General features: G+C 55.4%; 14 protein-coding genes. 6 read left to right on the top strand and 8 right to left on the bottom strand.

Annotation, left to right across the window (positions count from 1 at the left end):
* The first annotated feature begins 5 nt into the window (after window positions 1-5).
* A complete protein-coding gene (locus G1C98_RS05105; RefSeq protein ID WP_169080167.1) occupies window positions 6-1,070 on the top strand; it encodes a YeiH family protein in 1,065 nt (354 codons plus the stop codon).
* A gap of 153 nt (window positions 1,071-1,223) precedes the next feature.
* Here G1C98_RS05105 and G1C98_RS05100 read toward each other — a convergent pair whose 3' ends face one another.
* Window positions 1,224-2,564 (bottom strand): Na+/H+ antiporter NhaC family protein, encoded by a 1,341-nt coding sequence (locus G1C98_RS05100; protein ID WP_169079866.1) that lies wholly within the window; start codon window positions 2,562-2,564, stop codon window positions 1,224-1,226.
* 147 nt (window positions 2,565-2,711) lie between these two features.
* Here G1C98_RS05100 and G1C98_RS05095 point away from each other — a divergent pair, with 147 nt between their 5' ends.
* From G1C98_RS05095 to G1C98_RS05080, 4 genes are all read left to right on the top strand, one after another.
* Window positions 2,712-3,710, top strand: a complete 999-nt coding sequence (locus tag G1C98_RS05095; RefSeq protein WP_205831893.1) for a LysR family transcriptional regulator — start codon at window positions 2,712-2,714, stop codon at window positions 3,708-3,710.
* A 127-nt stretch (window positions 3,711-3,837) separates the two neighbouring features.
* Window positions 3,838-4,410, top strand: a complete 573-nt coding sequence (locus G1C98_RS05090) for a haloacid dehalogenase-like hydrolase (RefSeq protein ID WP_169079864.1) — start codon at window positions 3,838-3,840, stop codon at window positions 4,408-4,410.
* A 122-nt stretch (window positions 4,411-4,532) separates the two neighbouring features.
* Window positions 4,533-5,369 carry a sulfite exporter TauE/SafE family protein gene (locus G1C98_RS05085; protein WP_169080163.1) on the top strand — a complete coding sequence of 279 codons (837 nt, stop codon included), beginning with the start codon at window positions 4,533-4,535 and terminating at the stop codon, window positions 5,367-5,369.
* A gap of 144 nt (window positions 5,370-5,513) precedes the next feature.
* Window positions 5,514-5,750: a hypothetical protein gene (locus G1C98_RS05080; protein ID WP_169079862.1), complete on the top strand. Its 237-nt coding sequence runs from the start codon at window positions 5,514-5,516 to the stop codon at window positions 5,748-5,750.
* Between the two features lie 466 nt (window positions 5,751-6,216).
* On the opposite strand, the gene G1C98_RS05075 is transcribed toward G1C98_RS05080, so the two are convergent.
* From G1C98_RS05075 to G1C98_RS05045, 7 genes are read right to left on the bottom strand one after another with little or no spacing between them, the layout of a single operon-like run.
* A complete protein-coding gene (locus G1C98_RS05075) occupies window positions 6,217-7,143 on the bottom strand; it encodes a site-specific integrase (RefSeq protein WP_169079860.1) in 927 nt (308 codons plus the stop codon).
* A gap of 42 nt (window positions 7,144-7,185) precedes the next feature.
* A complete protein-coding gene (locus G1C98_RS09350; RefSeq protein ID WP_169079858.1) occupies window positions 7,186-7,713 on the bottom strand; it encodes a restriction endonuclease subunit S in 528 nt (175 codons plus the stop codon).
* Between the two features lie 9 nt (window positions 7,714-7,722).
* The gene (locus G1C98_RS05065; protein WP_169079856.1) at window positions 7,723-8,217 is read right to left on the bottom strand and encodes an NADAR family protein; all 495 of its coding nucleotides are present in this window, start codon (window positions 8,215-8,217) and stop codon (window positions 7,723-7,725) included.
* Window positions 8,214-8,630 (bottom strand): hypothetical protein, encoded by a 417-nt coding sequence (locus G1C98_RS05060; protein WP_240944912.1) that lies wholly within the window; start codon window positions 8,628-8,630, stop codon window positions 8,214-8,216. Before G1C98_RS05060 ends, G1C98_RS05065 begins: the two co-directional genes overlap by 4 nt.
* Window positions 8,631-8,642: 12 nt before the next feature.
* On the bottom strand, window positions 8,643-9,290 hold the full coding sequence (locus tag G1C98_RS05055; protein WP_169079852.1) for a DUF3990 domain-containing protein: 648 nt from the start codon (window positions 9,288-9,290) through the stop codon (window positions 8,643-8,645).
* Between the two features lie 8 nt (window positions 9,291-9,298).
* Window positions 9,299-10,519, bottom strand: coding sequence for a restriction endonuclease subunit S (locus tag G1C98_RS05050; RefSeq protein ID WP_169079850.1), 1,221 nt, complete (start codon window positions 10,517-10,519; stop codon window positions 9,299-9,301).
* A gap of 2 nt (window positions 10,520-10,521) precedes the next feature.
* Window positions 10,522-13,083, bottom strand: a complete 2,562-nt coding sequence (locus tag G1C98_RS05045) for a type I restriction-modification system subunit M (protein ID WP_169079848.1) — start codon at window positions 13,081-13,083, stop codon at window positions 10,522-10,524.
* On the opposite strand from G1C98_RS05045, the gene G1C98_RS05040 reads away from it, so the two are divergent.
* Complete coding sequence (locus tag G1C98_RS05040; RefSeq protein ID WP_169079846.1) at window positions 13,072-13,695, top strand: restriction endonuclease subunit S domain-containing protein; 624 nt, start codon at window positions 13,072-13,074, stop codon at window positions 13,693-13,695. The genes G1C98_RS05045 and G1C98_RS05040 overlap by 12 nt on opposite strands.
* Window positions 13,696-13,706: the final 11 nt, after the last annotated feature.

The following is a 13,706-nucleotide window of genomic DNA, read 5'->3' as shown; positions in this document are numbered from 1 at the left end:
GAGCTATAAGAGATTTCTGCACGACATGGTGGCGGCGCATCGCCACCCGAGACATGGCCTTCATAGGCATCCTGACCCTGCTCGCATCCTGCGTGGCCTCCTGGCTGAAGCAGTTCCCGGGCTTCTCCCTGTTCGGCGCGCTCATCATCGCGCTGCTCATCGGCATGGCGGTCCAGTTCCCGATCCGTTCCCGGTACGTGGGCGCATCCGGCGAGCGGAAGGCGGGTGTCAAGGACGCCGCCGGGCTCATCTCCAACAAGCTTCTGCGTCTGGGCATCATTCTGCTTGGCTTCAAGCTCAACCTGCAGGTGCTGTTCACCCAAGGCGTCAAATGTCTGCCGATCGCCGCGGTGGTGGTCACGCTCACCATCATCGTGTGCTATGCCATCGCCCGCAGACTGGGCGTGGACCCGCAGCTCGCCATCCTCGTATCGGGCGGTACGGGCATTTGCGGCGCCGCGGCCGTCATGGGACTGTCCGGTTCCATCAAGGTGCCGCCGGAACAGGAGGACGAGAAGGCGGACAGCGAGGTCATGGCCGTTGCCATCGTGGCCATCATGGGCACCGTCTTCGCGCTTGTGGAGATCGCGCTTGGCCCGTTGACCGGCTTCACCGCAACGCAGCTGGGCATCACCGCCGGTGCCTCCCTGCACGAGATCGCGCACGCCGTGGCGGCGGGTGCTGCGTTCGGCGCCGTCGACATCGCCACCATCATGAAGCTGTCCCGAGTGCTCATGCTGGTGTTCGCGGCCATTGTCATCGCCATCTGGTGGGACAGAAACCATTCCACCGTGCCTGCCGACGGCAAACGCAAGGTCGCGTTCCCGTGGTTCATGCTCGGCTTCATCGGCGCGTCCGTGATCGGCACCTTCGTGCCGTTCGTCGCATCGATCGCCCCGCAGCTGGTCGACGCGGCCTATATCGTGCTCGGCATGGCCATGGCGGCTCTCGGCATCAACGTGAACTTCAAGGCCATCGCCAAGAGGGGACGCAAGGCGCTGCTCGCCAGTTTCCTCACGTCGGTGCTGCTCATGTGCTTCGCCGCGGGCATAGCCGCGCTGTTCTTCTGAACCGGATCCGAGCAGAGCCTGAGTCAAACCTAAGCCGAACCGCACTACCTGGCAGCTGAACGACGAATCGTTACGGCAGGCCCTTCCGCCATATCAATCGAATGGCGGAAGGGCCTGCCGTTTTTCGTTTCCGCATTTTCACGGCGAAGGTCGTTACGCGTCGACGCTCGTATGCCGTTCGGATTCTTCCGCACCACCGTGCCTGCGATCCCACAGCGCGCGGACAAGCCGGCACAACGGCAGCAGATACAGGAAGCAGGCGAACAGTATGCTCGCCGTCGGCGCGCCGACCGAGGACAGCGGCACGGCGCCGGCGATCGACCAGGGGATGAGCGGTGCGACCACCACGGCGGTGTCTTCCAGATTGATGGCCTTGCGTTGGCGGTCGGATTCGACGTTTGAGCACAGCTGACTCGTCAGCATGATCGACAGCGTCTGGTTGCATGCGACGGCGCTCGCGACCAGCGATGTCGCCAAAGTGGCGCCGAACGGCGTGACGTGGCTGGCCAGCGCGGCGATGACGCGGTGCACGCCGTCCAGTAGGCCGGTCTCCTGAAAAATACCGGAATATGACGAGGAAATGCACACGATGAGCATCACCTTGACCATGGAGACAAGGCCGCCGCCGTCGATCAGCGGAGCCACACGGGCGTCGGTGCAATGGAAGCCGAACACGAGCGCCTTGCCGAGCGTGGCCCAATCCATATGCTGTACAAGGATGCATATCGGTAGTGCGGTGAGGATGCTGACGCTCATCGTGACGCGCACATCCACCCGCGCGACGGCCAGCACCACCAGCACCGCCGCCGGCAGGATCACCACCCAATGCAGATTGAACGCCCCGGCGAACAATCCCCGCACGTCCATCGAACCCGCGGAAGGGTGCGTGCACAGCGCCAGCGCGGCATAGGCGGCGCAGGTCAGCGCGAAGGGAATGGCCGCCGTGTGCAGCATGAGCCGGATGTTCTCGAAGATGTTCGTATGGGTCAGCGTCTTGACCAGCTGGGCGCTGGTGGAGACCGGCGAGCACCGGTCGCCGAAATAGATGCCGGACAGCATCGCGCCGCCGAGCAGTACGGGGGAGACCTGCATGGACGTGCCCAGGGTCATGGTGATCACGCCCATCGTCGCGGCCGAGGCGAACGAGGACCCCGTCAGCAGCGACATCAGGCAGTTGAGCAGGAACGTCAGCAGAATCACCACGTGTGGGCGGATGAGCGCGGTGGCGTTCGCCACGATGAACGGCACGGTTCCCGCCGCACGCCACAAGGTGGTCAGCATGCCGATCAGCACGAAGGTGACCACTATGATGCTGGCCGCGCGCATGGTGGCGAGTCCTTTGCGGATCATCGCGCCCCAACGGTGACCCGTCAGACGTCCGTGGACGAGGAAGATGATCACGCCCGCGGCCAGGGCCGGGACGATGGAGACGCCGGTGGCGATGCAGGTGACGAGCGCCGCGCAGAACAGCGCCACGGTGATGATTTCTGGCATGCGAACTCTCTCTTATCGTGCTGAGGTATGTGCGATGTGTATGCAAGGCCTGTATCGGTTCTTCCAGGGGCTAGCAGAGGAACCGTGATTACTGTAACAGTGGAAATACTGAACACTCTGGTAACTATTACAGGTAAAGTACTGTGCATGAACTTCCTGAGCATGGACTACTTCATCATGGTCGCCAAGCAACGCAGCTTCACCAAGGCGGCCCAACGGCTGGGCATCACCCAGCAGACGCTCAGCGCGCATATCGCCAACCTCGAACGCGAGATCGGCTGCGAGCTGTTCGTGCGGCATGTGCCATTGGAACTCACCTATGCCGGCGAGACGTTCCTGCGGTACGCCACCGGCTTCCAACGCGAGCACACCATGATGATGCAGGAGTTCGACGATATAGCCCATGACGAGTCTGGCGTGCTGCGCGTGGCGGTCGGCCACACCCGCGGGTTGGCCATCATGCCGCGCATCATCGCCGCATTCCAACGCAAGCGGCCCGGCATCGCCGTCGAGATGATCGAGGGCGTGAACGAGACGCAGGCCCGGCGCCTAGTTGACGGCGAAGTGGATCTTTCCATCGCGCATTTCCCGCGTGCACTGCCCGGCGTGGAGCTGCTCGACTTCTACGAGGAGGAGATGCAGCTCGTCATGCCGAGATCCCTGTGGATGGACGTGGTCACGCGCTCGCCGAAGGACGCCGAGGAGCGCATCGCGCGGGGCGACCTTACGCCGCTGGAACATTGCCCGTTCGTGCTCGGTCATGCCAGCGACATCGACGGTCATATCGGCGAGCAGCTGTTCCGCCGCGCCGGGTTCCGCCCCATCGTCAAGGCGCGGTCCGACAACATGCAGACCCTGCTGGCGCTGACCAGACTGGGTGTGGGCGCCAGTCTGGAGGTGCGCCAGTTCATGCATGAGATGCTCAGCGACGAGCAGATGCGAAGCCTCAAGGTGCTGCCGCTCGGGCCGGAGGCACGGTATGCGATCAGCATCGGCGTGGCCAGGCAACGCTACCGGTGGAGTGCGGTCGACATGTTCATCGAGGTCGCGCGTGCCCAGATGGCGGCGAACAGTGCCGTCGATGCGAGCGGTGAGACATGCGGCAACGCGAACGCCGATATGGATGCCGATATGAACAATGGGTGAATGCGCGATGGCATGTGACAACAGCTGTTCCTGCCGCGGCGCCGATGCACTAAGGTAAGTGCGGGAAGGCGCGTGCGTGAGAGTGCGCACCGACAATATCCGACCAGGGGAGAGGAAAGCATAGCGGATGCGCGTTTTCGATTTTGACGGCACGATCTATGACGGTGAAAGTCTGTTCGACCTGTACCTCTTCTCCCTCAGGTACGAGCCCAAGGCACTGCGCTTCATCGCACCGGTGCTGCGCTATGCCGTCAAATACAAGCTCGGCAGGGCGTCCTTCGAACAGATGGAACGCGGCGTGCGCGGGCTGTGCGACGACTATCTGCGACTGGTGGCGCGGTCCGTGGATTTGGACCGGCTGGTCGCGGCGTTCTGGACACGCAACATGAAACGCATCAAGCCTTGGTACGAGCCGCGGCCCGACGACGTGATCCTCACCGCATCGTTCGATCTGACCGTGGGGGAGGCATGCCGCAGGCTCGGCATCGACCATGTGATCGGCTCCGTCATCGACCCGGAATCCATGGCCGTGGAATACCTGAACTTCAACATCAACAAGCCGAAACGATTCCGCGAACTGTACGGCGAAGGCGTCGTCATCGACGAGTTCTACACGGACAGCCGTTTCGACCAGCCGATGATCGACATCGCGCGTCACGCCTACATGGTCAAGGGCAACAAGGTGACGCAGGTGAAGTGACGCCGGCGCAGCAGCCCCCTGACCGATGCGGCCCTGTCACGTTCTGAACATTCGCACCCGGTCGAAGCCCAAGTCGATAGACTGGGCTCTCGTCATGTTCGGGAGGGAAAGGAGCCGCCATGATGATCGCCGGGGTATCTATCGTCACATTGCTGCTGGTGGTTGTCGCCGGAATCGGCGCAGGGTTCATTGGGTATGCGGTCGGCGCCTCGTCGCTGATCTCCTACCCGGCGCTGCTGGCGTTCGGCATCCCGCCGGTATTGTCCAACACCACGAACACGGTGGGCGTGCTCGGCACCGGCATCGGCGGTCTGCTGTCCGCGCGCAAGGAACTTACAGGCCAGGGTAAGCGCGTCGCGGTCTACGCCTGCATCGGCCTGATCGGCGGTATCATCGGCGGTCTGCTGCTTCTTGAGCTGCCGGCGAAGGTCTTCGAATTCGCGGTGCCGCCGCTCATTCTGTTCAGTGCGCTGATCATCGCGCTCAACCCGCGCAAGAAGGCTGCCGCGCGAGATGCCGTGGCGCAGGCGTTGCCGCAATCGCATCAGGGCATGCGTGCCGCGCAGATCGCGGATAAGTCGGCCGCCGGCATGCGTAGCGATCCATGGTGGCTGTGGGTCGGCGTGAGCTTTGTCGGCATCTATTCGGGGTATTTCGGTGCCGCTGCCGGCACCCTTGCCCTGGCGATCCTCGACCTCGGCAAGATCGGCCCGTTCCACCAGATCAACGCGCTGAAAACCGTGGTCGGCTTCGGCGCGAACATCTCTGCCGCGATCATGTTCATCATCCGTGGCTCCGTCTATTGGCCGTTCGCCATCGCGATGTGCCTGGGCTGCATCATCGGCAGCTCCATCGCACCTCCGGTCACGCGTCATATTCCCGAGAACATCATGCGTGCCGCCGCCGTGCTCACCGGCATCATCCTCGCCGTCAAACTCGGCTGGAGCACCTACCTGTGACGGCAACCCCGTTCTGATGCGCAGCATGATGCCTTGCCACTTGTGTGGTCGGTTGCGTAAAGCTCTTAGGATTTCGTCAACTGAGAAACTAGAGGTCCCGCATCGTGTTTCTATAGAATGGTGAGAGACGAAAGGTGGTGTGTTATGGCTTCTGCAGATAACGTGTTCGTGCAGGATGGCATCAAAACCGAATGGGATAGTAATACCATTACCGTTACCGAAGTGGGCTTTGACCATACAGCAACGTTTGACAACGAGGGCAACGTACTGTTCTCCACGTTTACGGATGCGGGCGAGCCGTTTCTGAAAAAATATTTTCAGAAAATCGTCCCAATGGTAAATGGTCTGCGCGCCATTGATCGAGAGTACGCCGATGCCTGAAGTATTCAGTCTTGGCGGCTATGCCGTGTATGAAGTAGTGCGTACGCTTATGGATTCATGAAAGCCAGGGGCGATCTTTTCGATTATGTGACGCAGCCATTCCCGGCAAGATTCTATTCAGCACAATGATGTGGCTGAGCGCGGTGGAGAGTCGGGGCTGCCTGGTTGTACGTGCTGAGCCCTGCTTTGTGTGGGAGTTTGTTGGGTTTGCGGTTATGAGGTATTCCGTAGGTGGTTTTCGCTTCTGTAGGTGATAGACGGAGGAAAGGCGTTTTGGAAACGGCCTGAATTAGGCCATTTCCAAACGCCGATACCGAGGTCAACCACCTACGGAAGTTGCAAACCACCTATGGAACCGGTCTGGCAATGACGCCTGCTGCTTTTACCTGGGGATTACGAAAACGCCATATGCTGTTTCAGATGATTTTCGGCTTTTTCCGAATACTTGGAAGAGCCGGAAGTCCCATCAGATGAGTGTGGACAGCGCTCGCATGACGATATCCACGTCCTTGTTTTCTAATTCGCGGATGACATGCAGATATGTTTCCTGAGTTGTGGTCATGCTGGCGTGGCCAAGACGCCGTGATACGCTGGCGATCGATACGCCGGCGAACAGCAGCAGCGAAGCGTGCGTGTGACGCAGACCATGGATGGAGATGACCGGCACATCCACGTTTTTGCAATGTTTCGCAAGTACGTCGTTGGCTGTGGAGTTATAGACCTTGCCGTGCACGAAAATAGGCTTGTCATGCGGAAGATCCTTGAGTAAGCCAGACATTTGCATGATGAGTTGCCAGTCGAGTTGCACTTTACGCACGGATGATTCGTTTTTAGTGGGCACGAAGCCGCCGCCGTTCTTATAGTCCCAGGTTTTGCTGACAGAAAGGGTCTGGTGGGCGAAGTCGAAGTCGTCAGGCGTGAGACCAAGCGCCTCGGAGAATCGGAGTCCGGTTTTCGCGATAAGAAGGATGAGCCAATCCCAGCTGGCTTCGGCACCAAGATCAAGGTCCGCGAGCATGGCATGCAGTTCGAATTGGTTGAGATACTTCATTTTCTTAATGCGTGGCTGCTTGCCTTTGATGATGACTTTGCGCGTAGGGTCACGGGGGATGAGCCCCTCATCGACGGCATCGAGAATGGCACCTTTGATCTGATGGTGAAAATCCATGGTGGTTTGGCGCTCATGATGCTGCGCGTAACCATTGATGAGCTGCTGATAGGCGGTTCGATCCATATCGATGAGCTTCAGTTCGGGAATGAGCTTGTTGAGCCAGGACTGAGTAAGACGGTATTTGCCCATGGTCACGTCGCGAATGGCTCCCTCTTTGTAAGTCTTCACCCACTGGGCGTAATAGTCGCAGAACAGCGATTCTGTCGTGATGGTTTCCTGCATGAGATGCGCCTTTCTGAAAAATAGGGGATTGGCGCAGCCATCTTACTTACGCTGATGAAGGGTGATGAGCGAGTCCAGACGGTCGAAGAACGCTCCGATGAGTCTCTGCTCAGCAACACCTGGCATCTGAATTTCGCTTTGTAAAAGCTTATCGAAAAAGAAGTAGAGTCTAACCCCACCTTCTTGTAGCATCTCAATCTGCTTCATGAACAACGGCGATTTGAACCAATGCCAAAGGAATCTGTCATCACAGGTCTCGTTAGTCTGAAACACCTCATAAAGCGAACTAACAATAACGCTTTCGTTGGCTTTCAGATATCCAATCGAACCAACGTTAATTCGTGCTGGGTTATACGCAAAGGAACCCGGCTCAACAATCCAGTATGCGCTCTTGTCAGCGTCATGCATGGTGCCGCCATTTTCAAATTGCTCGTCTTGCGGCACGAATCCTCGGTCGTTCGAGACGGAATAACTACGCAATGGCAAATTATCTTTATTCTTAGTCCCGGATGCTACTGCAAAATCAGAGAACTTACGCTGTTCCCAAGCGGGAGCGATTAAGGCCAGCAAACAGTCGTGTTACCGCCAATTTGTGCTGCTGAGTTTCCTCCGAGTGAGCATCAACGCATATCCAAGCAGGTTTTGGCCACGCCATTTGGCCGGATCGAATCTAGCCGGATCATGCATCGACAGGCCGATGCCCCAGATGCGGTCTTTGACAGCACATTCCGCCAGCACTGCATTGCCTGTTGTCTCAAGCTGCGCCCCAAGTTCGGCATTCTGACCGAACTTGGCAAGCAATCCTTCATAGACTTCGACCTGACGGACGCCGTTCCATACGTGCTCGTCATAACCGGCCACCAATCGGCCAAGTCGTTTGATTTCAGCCACATCATTGGTTTCGAGGATTCTCGCGGCCGTTTCGACATCGTTAAAGTAGCAGGCCTTGCGGTACATCATGTACTGTTCCATCGAGGAGAACTCGATGCCATCCATAGTGAAGCGTGACAAATACCAGTTGCTCAGATACCCATTTTCCTCGTCAGGGTTGTGAAAGCAGATAATCTCCGTCATTCCTCGCCGACTTTCCGCACGGCAAGCTCCAGATCGAGGTCATGAAGTCCGAAATACGCTTTTTCCAGGAAATCCAGCGGAACTTGGTCGATCACCTTGGCACTGGGGATACCGTAGAACCACTGATAGTAGGCGTAGAATTCGCCGATCCAATCAGGCATGAATCCTTCGAGCGCCCTGCCATCCTTCAGCTGGTAGCCTTCCGTTTCCGTAAAGTACTTCCACAGCTCACTCGCATCCATCGTATTGACATAGGCCTGGGCCTCATCGATGCTCTTACGCGTTTTACTCGCCATATATGCAGTGATGAAATCCTCCGTGCTCTTGCCTGGAAACGACTGTGCCACATAGTCGAAGAGCTTGCCCTGACTCTCCACCACATCATCCCGATAGACTTCCGGATATGCTCGCATGGTCATCACCTTCTAGAGCAACGTACTGAACACGTTGGTCACTGTGTTGGCGTCGGAATCGATAAGATCGCGCATACTCTGGCGCGCTTCAACATCCCGTTTATTGTATTTGTCATTGAATTCGCTGTAGCTGACGGAAAGCAGACCACTTGGAATCTCTCGCAATTGGGCGTATGCCTTCTCGCTTTTGACGCAGTATTGGATGCCCAGACCGCCCAGCGACAGCAGTTCCTCCAGGATGTCGACGTCCACATTGTCGCGCACGAATTCCTTGGCGATGTAGAAATACGAGGCGTTCGCGCGCCAGCCCTTGATGACGTCATACCCATTGGTGTCGATGCCGTATTTGGCGATGAACTTTGCGGCCAGTACCCGATAACGCTTGGAATCGGCGGCATCGCGGTGCTTCATCAGCTCGGCAAGCCATGTGAGCACGCTATGCTCCTGGAAATTCAGAATTTGCAGGCCTTCCGTATCCAATTCATATTGGTGAACCCAACCGTTGGACTCATCCGGTCTGCATACGGCCCATTCCTTGGCAAGCTCGACACTTTCGGTCAGATAAAATCCGCGACCGTAATCATGCTTGTCGTTGCCCAAACCGTACTCGGGGGCTACGGATTCGTACGGGGAACCGTGGAATAGAGTGATAGTTGCCATAACACCCCCTATACGAACATCCTGTCAAGCATGGATTTCTTAATATTCCGCAGTAATTCGAGCTTACGCTGATGAAGGGTGATGAGCGAGTCCAGACGGTCGAAGAACTCTGAAATAATGACCTGCTCTTCACGGCTAGGGAATGTGACCACTCCTTTCAGGGCATTCTCCGCAGTGACCTTCATGTCATTCTTTGCCCCTTTGTTGACCAAGGGATGCATGTAATTATTCATTCGCTCGTGCTGCTCAAAATACACTTGAATGAAATTGGTATGAACATTATCCTGCGGTCGATAAACCGCATATAGGGTTGAGACAATGCCCGGAATTCCTTTGTTTACTTTGATAATTCCGTACGGATTCGAATTCAATGGTGATTTCGTGTACACGATGTCGCCAGTATTGACAACTCCGTAATTCAGAACAGATGATCCAGCAAATGAACGTCCCTGGAATGCAATTTGATTTACTATGCCATACTCGCCGGAGACGGATAAAACATCTTCCTTATTGAATCTGCCGTCAAAATTTTTGGCGGTTGAGACAGCAACGTAGTCCTCCAGCTTACGCTGTTCCCAAGGGTCAGTGAAACCAGCAAAACGAATTTCCGGATACAGCGAACCCCCTTTAGGGAACATCTTGTCGAGCATGGATTTTTTCAGTACGCAGAGCTTGTCATACTTACGCTGATGAAGGGTGATGAGCGAGTCCAGACGGTCGAAGAACGCGCCGATCTGATGCTGCTCAGCTAGATTCGTCCATGGGATGAATATCGTTTTCATTCCTTCGATGTCGATGCTACGTCCATCGCGAATCCCATAAACATGAGGCTTCAGATCTACATCAATAAAACGCTTCGACCTGAAATAGAGATAATAGAAATTGGAATCGACGTTCTTGCCTTGGAAAATATGATATGCGGGACTAACCAAACCACAAGATGTAGCCTTTTCGAGACCTCCTTCAAACGAACGAAGATGAACAATGAAATCTCCTGTGTTGACAACTTTGTAGTTTGAAAGACTGCTCCTATCAAACTGGAGATTTCGATTGGATTCATCGCGACGAACTGTGCCGCCGCCTTGAATGATTGTAAGAGCTGGCAAGTCATCTCGATCTTTTTCGGAATGTTCCTCAAATAGCTCACCCAGCTTACGCTGTTCCCAAGGGTCAGTGAAACCAGCGAAACGAATCTGCGGAACTAGTGTTTTTCCATGCTGTTCGACCATAATTATTCACCCCCGAGCAGTGCTTTGAGCTCTTCCAAGCCCGCCATATCACGAGCATTGCCGGTCAAATCGCCAAGCATTCCGGCCAATTCCTTCTCCGCTTCATCGATTTGGCCGCATACATCGGCATATGTGGTGGCGTACTTGTTCTTCAACACGTTCACTTTGCCAATGAGCTCGTCGATCACGGCATTCGGCAGTTCTTCCAGCTGCTTCTGTAATGGCGTAATCCACTTGGCTTCCAGCAATCGCCTGGCTTCCTCGTCGGTCAACGCCTTAATCGTGTTGCAAGTCTTCTCCTCCAATGCGTTTCGCTTGGTCTTGATACCAGATTTCAGCTTCTTCGTCTCATCGAATAGCTTCTGAGCCTGCACCAAGCCACGCTCGAAATCGGAAGCCGGATTCTTGCCGATCGCCTTGACCGCCCTCTTCAGCTCGGCGGCCACGAAGGCGTCACCGTCCTGATTGATCGCATCGCTGTTCTGCTTGTCATCCTCATCGAAACCTTCCAAAATGGTTTCAACCTCGGAATCGATGTCTTGCACACGGCGCTCGTCCGCCTCAATCGCAGTCAAATCATCGTGCAACAGCTCGCGCTGAACCAGGTCGAACGGCAGAACGTGGCCAATCCAGCCGTCCTGCACTTCCACATCTTTGCCGCCTTTTTTCTTGACAACCATATTCGGGTCCACGGCTCTTACCGCATCGAAGCCCTCGGACCCCAACACTTCCAAATCAATGGAAATGCCGCCCCATGCGTCATCGAGCTTCTGATAGGCGTCATAGGGGTCGACCAGTGGGGTTCCGGCAATCATCGCGTCCAGTTCTTTGCCAATGGCGGTCTCTTGGGCAAGCGCATCCACTTGTTCAGGATGTTCTACCAAACGGGAACGCAAATCAGCAGGCAACTTGGAAATGGACCGCTCATACGAGGCGATGAATATCTTCACGTCGGAATTATTGCGAACCGCTGCGGCGATGTCATCGTGATCGCAGGCGTAGCAGGCACCATTGTCGCGGAACAATTCGGCTTTCAGACTCGGCCAAGCAGTCCAGTATTCCTTGAGCTGGTCTACCTCGTTCTTCGGAACGCCGCCGAACATCGAAGCGTACACATCCCATGTCTCCGCTTCCTCGGATGAATCGACATACCGCGGAATGTTGAGGTTGTAATCGTTATCCCGAATCTCGTCAATGGATACCAAGCGACTGAACTTGGGCACCGTGCGATTGTTCGACACCACATCGACAATGCGTTTGATGTCGGAGGCACGCAGCTTATTGTTCTTGCCATCCTTGACGAAATGCTTGGAAGCGTCGACGATGAGCACCCTGTCATCATCACGTTTCTTACGCAGCACCATCACGATGGTGGGAATGCCCGTACCGAAGAAAATGTTTGCCGGAAGCCCGATGATCGCCTGAATATGGCGGTTTTCAATCAGGTTCTTACGAATCTGCCCTTCCTCGCCGCCGCGGAACAGCACCCCATGCGGCAAAACGATGGTCATAATGCCATCGGCACGCAGATGGTACAGATCGTGCAGCAGGAAGGCGTAATCGGCTTTGGATTTCGGAGCTATGCCGTAGCTGAAGCGCGGATCGATCTCCTTGTCAGTGGGATCCCAGTTCTGCGAATACGGAGGATTGGAGACCACTGCGTCCACAAACAGCGGATTGTAGGTTTCCTCCTTGTTCTCCAACGTGTCGAACCATGGCCAGTCATCCTCCAGAGTGTCACCATTACGGGCGGCGATATTGTCGGGAAGAATGCCACGCATCACCAGATTCATACGCGTGAGGTTATAGGTGTTCTCCTTAAGCTCCTGCGCGTAATACATGATGGAATCCGGATTGCCGTTGCGCCGAGCCACCGCCTGGCCGATATGAATCAGCAGAGAGCCGGAACCGGAAGTCGGATCGTAGATCTTGATCTGTTCACGCCCCTGCAAATGCCAGGCGACAATTTCGCTCATCAGCTGAGAGACTTCGGAAGGCGTGTAGAACTCACCAGCCTTCTTACCCGCGTTGGCGGCGAAATTACTGATGAGGTATTCGTAGATGAAACCGAGCACATCATAGTCCTGACGGCCATCCATCGGAATGTCTTTGATGAGGTAAATCAGGTCTCGTGCCGCTTTGGACTGGCTTCTCGCGTCGGTGCCAAGTTTGGAAAGCCCGGTCTGCAAAGTGTCAAAAATGCCATCGAAGACCTTCTTGTGCGCCGGGCTGATATTGCGGGAAAACGCCGAAAGAGCATCACGAACGTTGGAAATCTCAAAATCATTACCCTTTTTGATCCATGTGGAGAACAGATTGTCATAGGCAATGAAGTAGCCACACTCACCCTGCACGAATTCCACAATGTCCGGATTATCCTCCGTGAGCTGCGGCAGCTGATCATCGGTGAAATCGCTGGCTTTCAATCGCATCAGCTCGGTTTCGGAAAGAAACTTGTAGAAGATGAAACCAAGAATATAATCCTTGTATTCGTTCGCCTCAATCTTGGAACGCATCTTGTTGGCGGACTCCCAGATTTTCGAAGCGAGCTGTTGCTTGTTCATCTATCCCTCCTCATTGCGGTGCCGGCAAAATGCGCGGCTCCACGAGCGACTGCACATCTTTCACAAGAATACCGCACCCCCGCTTGGGAACAGCGTAAGCTGGGTGAGCTATTTGAGGAACATTCCGAAAAAGATCGAGATGACTTGCCAGCTCTTACAATCATTCAAGGCGGCGGCACAGTTCGTCGCGATGAATCCAATCGAAATCTCCAGTTTGATAGGAGCAGTCTTTCAAACTACAAAGTTGTCAACACAGGAGATTTCATTGTTCATCTTCGTTCGTTTGAAGGAGGTCTCGAAAAGGCTACATCTTGTGGTTTGGTTAGTCCCGCATATCATATTTTCCAAGGCAAGAACGTCGATTCCAATTTCTATTATCTCTATTTCAGGTCGAAGCGTTTTATTGATGTAGATCTGAAGCCTCATGTTTATGGGATTCGCGATGGACGTAGCATCGACATCGAAGGAATGAAAACGATATTCATCCCATGGACGAATCTAGCTGAGCAGCATCAGATCGGCGCGTTCTTCGACCGTCTGGACTCGCTCATCACCCTTCATCAGCGTAAGTATTGGTGTTGCTCCTTGGCTGTTGGAGGGTGCCGCTCGTAAGATTGACCTCA

Origin of the sequence: Bifidobacterium erythrocebi, assembly GCF_012932675.1 — a bacterium.
In the GTDB taxonomy this organism is placed as follows: domain Bacteria; phylum Actinomycetota; class Actinomycetes; order Actinomycetales; family Bifidobacteriaceae; genus Bifidobacterium; species Bifidobacterium erythrocebi.
Note: the sequence above shows the minus strand (reverse complement) of the source record. Positions and strands in the feature narration are given on the sequence as shown.